The 8,952-nt window shown below is 46.2% G+C and carries 10 protein-coding genes; 4 read left to right on the top strand and 6 right to left on the bottom strand.

The window, feature by feature from the left end:
• The 3 genes from B157_RS34805 to B157_RS0108975 all read right to left on the bottom strand — a co-directional run.
• A partial coding sequence (locus B157_RS34805) for a hypothetical protein (protein ID WP_041951994.1) occupies positions 1 to 209 on the bottom strand: 209 nt, incomplete at its 3' end.
• Between the two features lie 144 nt (positions 210 to 353).
• On the bottom strand, positions 354 to 2,333 hold the full coding sequence (locus B157_RS0108985) for a hypothetical protein (protein WP_020603017.1): 1,980 nt from the start codon (positions 2,331 to 2,333) through the stop codon (positions 354 to 356).
• Between the two features lie 1,002 nt (positions 2,334 to 3,335).
• Entirely contained in the window at positions 3,336 to 3,794 is a 459-nt protein-coding gene (locus B157_RS0108975) for a PaaI family thioesterase (RefSeq protein WP_020603015.1), read from the bottom strand.
• 153 nt (positions 3,795 to 3,947) lie between these two features.
• Between B157_RS0108975 and B157_RS0108970 the strand changes: the two genes are divergently transcribed.
• From B157_RS0108970 to B157_RS0108955, 4 genes are all read left to right on the top strand, one after another.
• Positions 3,948 to 4,712, top strand: a complete 765-nt coding sequence (locus tag B157_RS0108970; RefSeq protein ID WP_020603014.1) for a phosphosulfolactate synthase — start codon at positions 3,948 to 3,950, stop codon at positions 4,710 to 4,712.
• A 33-nt stretch (positions 4,713 to 4,745) separates the two neighbouring features.
• On the top strand, positions 4,746 to 5,384 hold the full coding sequence (locus B157_RS0108965; protein ID WP_020603013.1) for a DedA family protein: 639 nt from the start codon (positions 4,746 to 4,748) through the stop codon (positions 5,382 to 5,384).
• A gap of 81 nt (positions 5,385 to 5,465) precedes the next feature.
• Positions 5,466 to 6,209 (top strand): shikimate dehydrogenase family protein, encoded by a 744-nt coding sequence (locus B157_RS0108960; protein ID WP_020603012.1) that lies wholly within the window; start codon positions 5,466 to 5,468, stop codon positions 6,207 to 6,209.
• Positions 6,210 to 6,251: 42 nt separating this feature from the next.
• Positions 6,252 to 6,536, top strand: coding sequence for a putative quinol monooxygenase (locus B157_RS0108955; protein WP_020603011.1), 285 nt, complete (start codon positions 6,252 to 6,254; stop codon positions 6,534 to 6,536).
• 16 nt (positions 6,537 to 6,552) lie between these two features.
• Here the strand turns inward: B157_RS0108955 and B157_RS0108950 are convergent, their stop codons facing one another.
• The 3 genes from B157_RS0108950 to B157_RS0108940 all read right to left on the bottom strand — a co-directional run bounded on the left by B157_RS0108950 (position 6,553) and on the right by B157_RS0108940 (position 8,402).
• Positions 6,553 to 7,212, bottom strand: a complete 660-nt coding sequence (locus B157_RS0108950; RefSeq protein WP_020603010.1) for a glycoside hydrolase family 25 protein — start codon at positions 7,210 to 7,212, stop codon at positions 6,553 to 6,555.
• Positions 7,213 to 7,439: 227 nt separating this feature from the next.
• Positions 7,440 to 7,682 carry a hypothetical protein gene (locus tag B157_RS0108945; protein WP_020603009.1) on the bottom strand — a complete coding sequence of 81 codons (243 nt, stop codon included), beginning with the start codon at positions 7,680 to 7,682 and terminating at the stop codon, positions 7,440 to 7,442.
• Between the two features lie 84 nt (positions 7,683 to 7,766).
• A complete protein-coding gene (locus B157_RS0108940) occupies positions 7,767 to 8,402 on the bottom strand; it encodes a peroxiredoxin (RefSeq protein WP_020603008.1) in 636 nt (211 codons plus the stop codon).
• Positions 8,403 to 8,952 lie beyond the last annotated feature (550 nt).

The raw sequence follows: 8,952 nt of genomic DNA, 5'->3' as shown, positions 1-8,952 counted from the left end.
AAATTAAACCGGCTCATCAATCGTTGCAGTCGCTTGAGTCGGGAAGCCCGCAGGGTGGTTTGGTTGATAGCCAGACTCCATTGAGCCAATGAGGAGTCAGCCAGTTTCAAGAGGGCAATGATCAGCAGGGCCATAAAGCGGATACGCCGTTTATCACATTGAAAATGATCTTTGATGGCATCGTAGACAGCATCTTCGTTACTTTGCATAGGGAGTAGTTGGAGGGGTTTACGTTTAGCGACACAAAACTACCTCAACATCAGCTACTCCCTACTTTTGTCCTGTACTTAGGATAGGGACACAAAACAAAAAACCGGAAGCGTTGGCTCCCGGTTTTTTGTCGTTGTTGATCTTTACTCTACTCCGAACATAACATCTGAACGGCGGCCACTGTTACCGGCCCGGCGACGTGGTGTCGCTTTTTTGGGTGCGGGAGGTGCCAGCAGTTTAGCTTTCTGAGCATCTGTCAGCGGTTTCAGGTCGGTGATTGTGTAGCTATTGTCGCTAATCGTTGTGTTGAAGCTACCTACCACTTGCTCAGGCTGACCGTTGCAAGGCAGTTTCGTAACGGTGAACACAGCGCGGAAGTACTGAACCTGTGGGCGTACCCGACGGCCTTTGTAGCGAATAGCATTGCCACTTTCGATTTTAGCTTTCTCAGCCTGCAGCTGCTGCGCCAGGCCACCTGGTAGTTCGTTAATGTTCAGGATTACAGTGTTCGTATCGAACTCAACCGTACCCATCGCCAGGCCACGATTCAGGCCGCGGTAGCGAAGTCTTGTAACGGTGTCGCCAACCGAGGTGACCGTACCATTACAGTAACAGACGTTAGCCACTTCGCGGGTGTATGGCGTACGATAGTAAACTTCCAGCCGCTCCAGTTTGTGGTTGTACTTACAATCAGGAGTTGGTGGTTTCGGACGGATACTGGCAAAGCTCGTTGTGGCCACTTCACTCATACATGTACCACACTTGGCAACCTGTTTGTTGTGGACGGTAACGTAATAGAAACCAGGGTTCAACTGACCGCCTGAAAAGTAAGCAGTCGGAAATGGCAGGGAAGTATCCGTGCTATTCTCTACCTGAGCAATTATCTGATCTGTGTTACCGGCAACTACTGAATCTGGCCGATAGTATAAACGAGCCGTAAAGGTTTCGTTCCGTGGGTTGGGTGTCGTGCTCTTCCAGCTAATGACTGGTGCCGTTGCCGCCGTATTAACAGGAGCTGACTGTGCTGCGTTCGAATTATCGACGTACGACAGAGAGGCTCCTTTGAGTGATGCGTTGTTAAACTGTACGTCCAGTTCTGGAATCTGTTCGCAGGTTGGGCAGGATACAGGAGCTTTAGGAATAAGTTTCTTCTGAACAAATCCTTTTCGAACCGCTAAGCCAGCACTAAATCCACCGTGCTTACGCTTAAACTCATACAACTGATCGTCGATACCATTAATAATCAGGTAGTTTATCTTAGTAATAAAGCCCTGTCCCTGAATACCGATGTTCCAGTTGTTCTTCAATGGGAAGAATATGGCGGCTGATCCTAATGCCCCTAAGTGATACAGATGTGCACTTGGATTAACAGACCGAATAAGACCCCCTCCCTGCACGAATGACGGGACGTTTGGCAAGGTCAGCGTAGACGGGGTGAAAGCGGCTATCGTTGCAGCCTCCGTGCGGAACAAGCCTCCGCGTGCTGCCAACTCAATAAATGTTGTGGCATCCGGGTTGCGACGGCTTCTGGCGAGTGTGAAAGTAAGAACCGGCCCAACAGTCAGAAACATATCTTCCGAAGCACGCTGGCTGATCGTTACCTGAGAGTTATTAAAACCACGCGATGCAGCCAGACTATATAAATAATCGGTGTAGATACTGCGGGTTATGTAGTTCTGGTAACCGAAAGCAGCACCAATTCCAAACCGCAGCCTTCTCGTGGCAGGTGTCAGGAAATAGTCTACATTGGCCGTGATATTGAAACCGGCACCGTTATAAAGCGTATTATCCCGCTTATTGGGACCAAAGGTATTTTCCCAGGTTCCGCAATAGGCAAAGTTTGGACCGGCAAACAAACCAATTCGCCAGGGAGATAATCGCCGAACCAACACGAACGTCTGGAATGTGGTATCACAATCATCAAGTTCAGCCACATCGGCAGCCTGTGCTTTGAAATCGTTACGACGTAAGGTATCTGTGTAGATTCCTTTGCCTAAACGATAGATGTTCTCGCGCTCGTAGTTCCCGCTGGGCGTGGTTGTTTGAACCCGGACTGTATCAGCCTGTTGAGCAAGACTGAAAGAAGGTATTGCAAAACTTAGCAACACGAGTCCAGCCAGCATCCTCATGGGGTGTTGTTGGATAAATGTTCGCATATTTATTGAGTTAATTTGACGCAATGTTTTAAAAGTTAAACGTTGATTTGACCTGACAATTTTACATTAAGAAACTAGTACAAAATTTGACCTTCGGATGAAAGTATACACTCGAATGCCTTTCTAATCATTGACAGTTTTTAGGGTAAGAATGAACCCGGTCATGTCGCTTATGCTATATGACTACCATTCCCTGACAAATGTTTCAAGAGCACCTTATTAATTTTGCCGGAATATCCATAAAGAACTTTCTTCATAACATTCCATCTATCATCTGTTCAACCAATCAAATTAGGAGCTAAACGGACTCTACAGGCTTTTTTTTTGCAATGTTAAGACTGAATCACAAAAGTCAATAATTTTTTTTCATCATTTGCAATAATTTTTCCATGCAACAAGCCAGTAGATACCCTTCATCGTTTGCAACCAAATCTAAATTACGTTTACATGTAACACTACTAATCTGGCAGAAAAGTGTTTAAAATTGCCTCATTTCTTATGAATTGTCAATAATAGGGATAATCAGGTGATAAAAAAACAATTGTACTCTTTACCATAGAACAAATGCTTTTTTCCTGACATTATCTTATTTCTTCCAAAATTATTTCTATAGTTACCGACTACTACTATCACTTCTTTTGGCGTCTGCTGTAGTATTTAGGCATTATATTAGTTACCCCAAAGCCCATCCTTGCGCTCTGAATGATGCAAAAAAAATACCTCACTGCATTATCAAAGCGGATACGAAATTATCCCTCACCGGAACTTATCGGGTTACCCCCCTTCTGAAAAAATGGCTTTGACTCATTGCAGCCTAGTTGCGTAAACCTGAATAGAGTAGTGTGTAAAAGATTTATTGTTTCACAACAACGACTCAGTATTGCAGACCCGGTTCAATCAGGATATAATTTTGCAGGGATGCCTTAAAGCCTGGTAACCAGAGATTCCAGCTATACTTGCCCGGAAAGTTCACTCCGCTATGGAAGGTACTCTCACGGTGGTTTGAATTAGGTTAGTGGCACATTTGGCAACGATTTTTCCGTCTTGAGCCGCTATATATCCTTCGCAGTGTACAATATTTTTCCCGGCCCTGATGAGTTTCGCAGTTGCCGTTACACGATCCCCAAGCCAGGCCGCGTGCAGGAAATCGACCGTCAAATTAACCGATGTGTAGGCATACTCGCGGCCAAGACAGACGACCATTGCACCAATCAATTCATCCAGAATAGCCGCCGAAACACCACCATGCAAGACATTGGCGGGATTAGTCATCTCTTCACGAACAACAAATTCAGCAACCATACTACCATACTCAACCGCACGAATAGTTCCCTTGAGCCAGCGCCCGAAAGGCGACGGGCTATTGCTCATATCGTGGCCTATGTGAGCATGGAAGTACGCAAGACGCGAATTTGTCAACTTATCCATATAAAGCGAAACAGGTGTGTTCGTATTGGGCAAAAATAGTATTAAACTAAGCTACAAGCTAATATAATGCTATTTCTTATGGACTTTCTTGGGAGGTTTTCAAGACTTATGCTACTTTTGGGCGATTTTAAATAGGCTTATTTACTTACACACATGAATTATACGCTTACGCAGATACCCGACCGTACCGCTAAACCCCGTCAAAGCGGTTTAACTATGGTTATGGATAAAGGGCTGAGTATACGCGAAGTGGAAGATTTTTTATCTACCTCTGCCAATCATACTGACATTGTTAAACTGGGCTGGGCTACCTCATTCGTTACCCCAAACCTGAAGGAAAAAATTGCTGTTTATCAGGAAGCCGGCATGCCCATTTATTTTGGCGGTACCCTGTTTGAAGCATTCGTTGTCCGTAAGCAATTCGATGAGTACCGTAAACTACTGGATAAGTACGGTCTGGTTTACGCAGAAGTGTCGGACGGTTCGATTGACATGCCTCAGGATGAAAAATGCGAATACATCCGGACGTTAGCCACTCAGGTAACGGTGTTATCGGAAGTGGGATCAAAGGACGAAGCTAAAATTATTCCTCCCTATAAGTGGATTCAATTGATGAAAGCCGAGTTGCAGGCAGGAGCCTGGAAAGTAATTGGAGAAGCCCGGGAAGGCGGTACCGTCGGCCTGTTTCGCTCCAGTGGCGAAGTGCGGCAGGGACTTGTTGAAGAAATTCTGACCCAGATTCCATTCGAGAGCATCCTGTGGGAAGCCCCGCAAAAAGAACAACAGGTTTGGTTTGTGAAACTGCTGGGTGCCAACGTAAATCTGGGTAATATTGCTCCTCATGAAGTTATTCCGTTAGAAACTATTCGGTTGGGCCTGCGGGGCGATACATTCACGCATTTCTTAGATAAACTGTAGATACACAGACTAGTACGTCTCTACAAACCAACTATGGACCTTATCAAATCATTACTTGATTTTCTGTTGCACCTGGATCGCTACCTCGATCTATGGGCTAACGAATACGGAGTACTGCTATACGCCATCCTCTTCCTGATTGTTTTTACGGAAACGGGCCTGATTGTGATGCCCCTACTCCCCGGCGATTCGCTCCTGTTTGCGGCAGGTGCGCTGGCAGCCCGCCCAACGAATGACCTGAGTGTGTGGGTTATTATTCCGCTGCTGATTGGAGCCGCCCTGCTGGGCGATAACGTCAACTATTTCGTTGGCCGCTTTCTTGGTACGCAAATTAAATCACGGGAAAGAATCCTGTTTTTCAAGCGGGAATACATCGCCGAAACCGAAAAGTTTTATGAAAAATACGGTGGACGAACGGTTATTATAGCCCGTTTTATCCCCATTGTCAGGACGATAGCTCCTTTTGTGGCGGGAGCCGGTAGTATGCAATATAGCACGTACATCAAGTTCTGTATTATGGGAGCGGTACTCTGGGTAACGAGTATTTCACTACTGGGCTATTTCTTCGGTAATTTCCCAATAGTGCAAAAAAACTTCGAACTAGTTGTGTTTGGCATTGTAGGCTTGTCTGTCCTGCCAATTATTGTTCAGTTTTTCAAAAAGCGCACCTAGCAAACTGGTCTGTATCTTTCTTCATTGCATCACCTATGCCACTGCACACAAGCAGTGGCATCCTGTTTTAAGCAAATTAGTATGACTCGTTACGGCCTCATCGGCTTTCCCCTTACGCATTCGTTCTCGCAGCGGTACTTTACGGAGAAATTCGCACGGGAAGGTATCCTGGATACCCGGTATGATTTATTCGACATGCCGGACCTTTCGGCTTTGCCATCCCTCTTTGACCTCAGTGGATTACGCGGTTTGAACGTAACCATTCCCCACAAGCAGGCCGTATTACCCTATATGCATCGGCTGGATGCAGCTGCCGAAAAAATTGGCGCCGTAAACGTTATTAAACTGGAATCAGATGGCTCACGAACAGGCTATAATTCTGATTATTACGGTTTTCGACAGTCATTGACAGACTGGCTGACTACCCTCAATCGAGTACCCGCCACCTTACAGGCACTGGTGCTCGGCACGGGGGGGGCTTCTAAAGCGGTTACGGTCGCCCTCGCAGATATGGGCATTCCCTATAAATTTGTGTCGCGTACAAAGACAGACGATACCCTCACATATAACGAGTTGGACACGTTAATAGCGGACTTTCACTTACTTATCAATGCCTCGCCGGTTGGCACATTCCCCCATAGTAATGAAGCACCAGCCCTCCCCTACCCGCAATTAACAGACCGGCATCTACTGTACGATCTGGTTTATAATCCCGCCGAAACACAAGGCATGAAATTAGCCAAAGAGCGCGGTGCAGCCGTGTACAATGGACTGCGAATGCTGGAGCTACAGGCAGAAAAAGCCTGGGAAATCTGGCAGGAATAACCAAAAAACGCTACATTTCATCCAGACATACCAATTATCGACATGCCCTTATTAGTTTTTGCGACCATTATAGCCCGCCCTGGTGCCGAAGCGGCTTTGAAAGACGGATTACATGAACTGGTAACCCAGGTACGTACGGAAGCAGCCTGCCAGCTTTATGAATTATATGAAAGCGCGGAGCATCCGGGCCAGTTCATCATGCACGAAATATGGGAAGATGAAGCCGGCCTGCTGGCCCATAGTCAGATGCCACATATGAAGGACTTTGGCAAAAAAGCGAGCGAGTGGCTGGCCAGCCCACCAGCGTTGACAAAGGTTAATTTATAAGGACGGAGCAGAGCACTTACAGGCAGACTTCACGCATCCGGGATTCATCCCCAACAAACACATTGAAGTCAACCTGTCCTTTGATGCCCTGTACCCAACCACGCTGATTGTGTTGCCAGAAATAAAGTTTGTCCGCATCGTACCGACCAGGATGACTGGTTGAGTAATCAGCTATCCACAGGGGATACTCATCCAGGTTTCCCTTTATATACCGTCGATAGAGGTTTCCATTTGTGTAAATGATCGGTCGAACCTGGTAATGATCCTCTATCGTTTCCAGCCACAGACGCAAGCCATCCACAATTGTTTTGTCAGACTGCCCGTTTACCACTTCAAAGTCAACCACGGGTGCAAAGTCACCCGGCCTGAGTGTTACGTGGCGAATGAAGTTATCAGCCTGCTTTAGCGGATCACGCGTAGGATGATAAAAATGGTAAGCACCCCGATGCAGGGCTATTCGTTGGGCTTCTTTCCAGTTTTTGCCAAAATTTTTATCCGCCATCGTTGCTCCTTCGGTGGCTTTGATGAACACAAACTGCAGGCGCACTCCGTCTGCTTCCATACGCCGAACACGCGACCAGTCAATGCGGTCGTTATGCCGCGAAACGTCGATTCCGTGGATACCATAACGCATCGGTACGCGAATACCAAACGCCTTCACAAAACGCCAGTTCATTTCATCAGGTTGCTTTGATCGAACAACCCATATTCCTGCCACTATCAATGTTATAGCGACAATCAGAAAACCGTACCGACGGACAGTAAGCTTTACTAAAACACGAAACTTCATTCAGTTGATCGCAATGTGGGTCAAAATTACAGCTTTATACGCAAAGCCGCCGAACACAAGAAAGCCCTCTGTACACACAGAGGGCTTTCTTAAACGGACGTATTGTATGCTGTCTAATCGTGACCTTCCAGTTTAACTATTTTGTTGTACAGACCCAGCAACAGGAAGGGAGCCGCCCACTGACCAACGAACAAACTGCGGTCCCGGTCTCCTTTAGCCTGTAGGTATAATGAAGCGGCCATTGATCCTAATGAGGCCCATAAAAAAATGTCAGATGGCAATTTGGCTGTCTGATTTTCAATCGCCTTGGCCACTGGCCCTTCGGAATGCTCTGGGTTATTGTTTTGCTTCGCCATAACGTTACATTATTTTGGTTTGTAATGAAGTTTGTAACGCCTTGAGAAGTTAGAAGGTTTTAAAAACCCGCAAAACCACAGCCACTACTTATTAGGCTGGGGCGTGGTGCGCAGGTAAGGTTTCACAAATGTTACGCCCTTGGGAAACTTAGCTTCCAGTTGATCATTGGTAACGGCAGGTGTCACGATTACGTCATCCCCCTGCTCCCAGTCGGCGGGGGTAGCTACCTGATAGTCAGCCGTTAGCTGTAGCGAGTCTATTACCCGGATCAACTCATTGAAGTTACGGCCCGTTGAGGCAGGATACGTTAGCGTTAGTTTGATCTTTTTATCGGGTCCAATGATGAACACCGAACGCACAGTGGTTTTTTCGCTGGCGTTAGGATGGATCATATCGTATAATTCCGCTACTTTCCGGTCAGAATCGGCAATGATCGGAAAGTTCACTTCCGAACCGGTAACGTCTTTAATATCAGGGGTCCAGCGATTATGCGAATCCAGATCATCGACCGATACAGCAATCACTTTCACGTTACGCTTCCCGAATTCATCTTTTAATAAGGCTGTTCTGCCCAGTTCGGTGGTACAAACAGGGGTAAAATCGGCGGGATGCGAGAATAGCATCCCCCAGGCGTTACCCAGCCATTCGTGAAAGTGTATGGGACCCTGAGTAGTATCGGCATCAAAATCGGGGGCAATATCTCCTAAACGAAGTGACATGATTAATCGGGTTTTAGTTGACAAAATCTACCTTGTAAATATAGTAATCACAAAATGGAAAACCGACTGATGCCGGTTTGGGTAACAAACTCAAAAAATAAGTACTGAGTTCAGAACGACACCAGAAAAGCAGGTTCAGTACAAAACGTCATGCCGAACCTACTGCTGCGTTCGCAGGCACGTTTTTACACCTTTCATCCAGTCGGTTGACCGTCTGCTAAATTTACCATGGAAGCTCTCTTCAGAAAGTATTATTCTTGATCTTCAGCACACTGTACGTTTATTAGGCTACTCCTACTCTACCCTGCTATTTTTATGGCCTGATAATGAGTTAATTGAAGAACAATCCACCGAAATAGCTTTTTGATCGTCCGTAGTAAATCGGGACAAGGTTGAACTTGATGCCGGCACATCTGCCGAAGTTGATTAAGGCCGTGACGACTAAAGCTATTGGCTTTATAACCATGCTTCTTTACTTTGATAGATTGTACTTTTTTGTGAAAATAAAGCCCGAAACTGACGCATAAACTGTAGGAAAGACTCACTAAGG

The sequence above is a fragment of the Spirosoma spitsbergense DSM 19989 genome, from assembly GCF_000374085.1.
GTDB classification, from domain to species: Bacteria; Bacteroidota; Bacteroidia; order Cytophagales; family Spirosomataceae; genus Spirosoma; species Spirosoma spitsbergense.
Note: the sequence above shows the minus strand (reverse complement) of the source record. Positions and strands in the feature narration are given on the sequence as shown.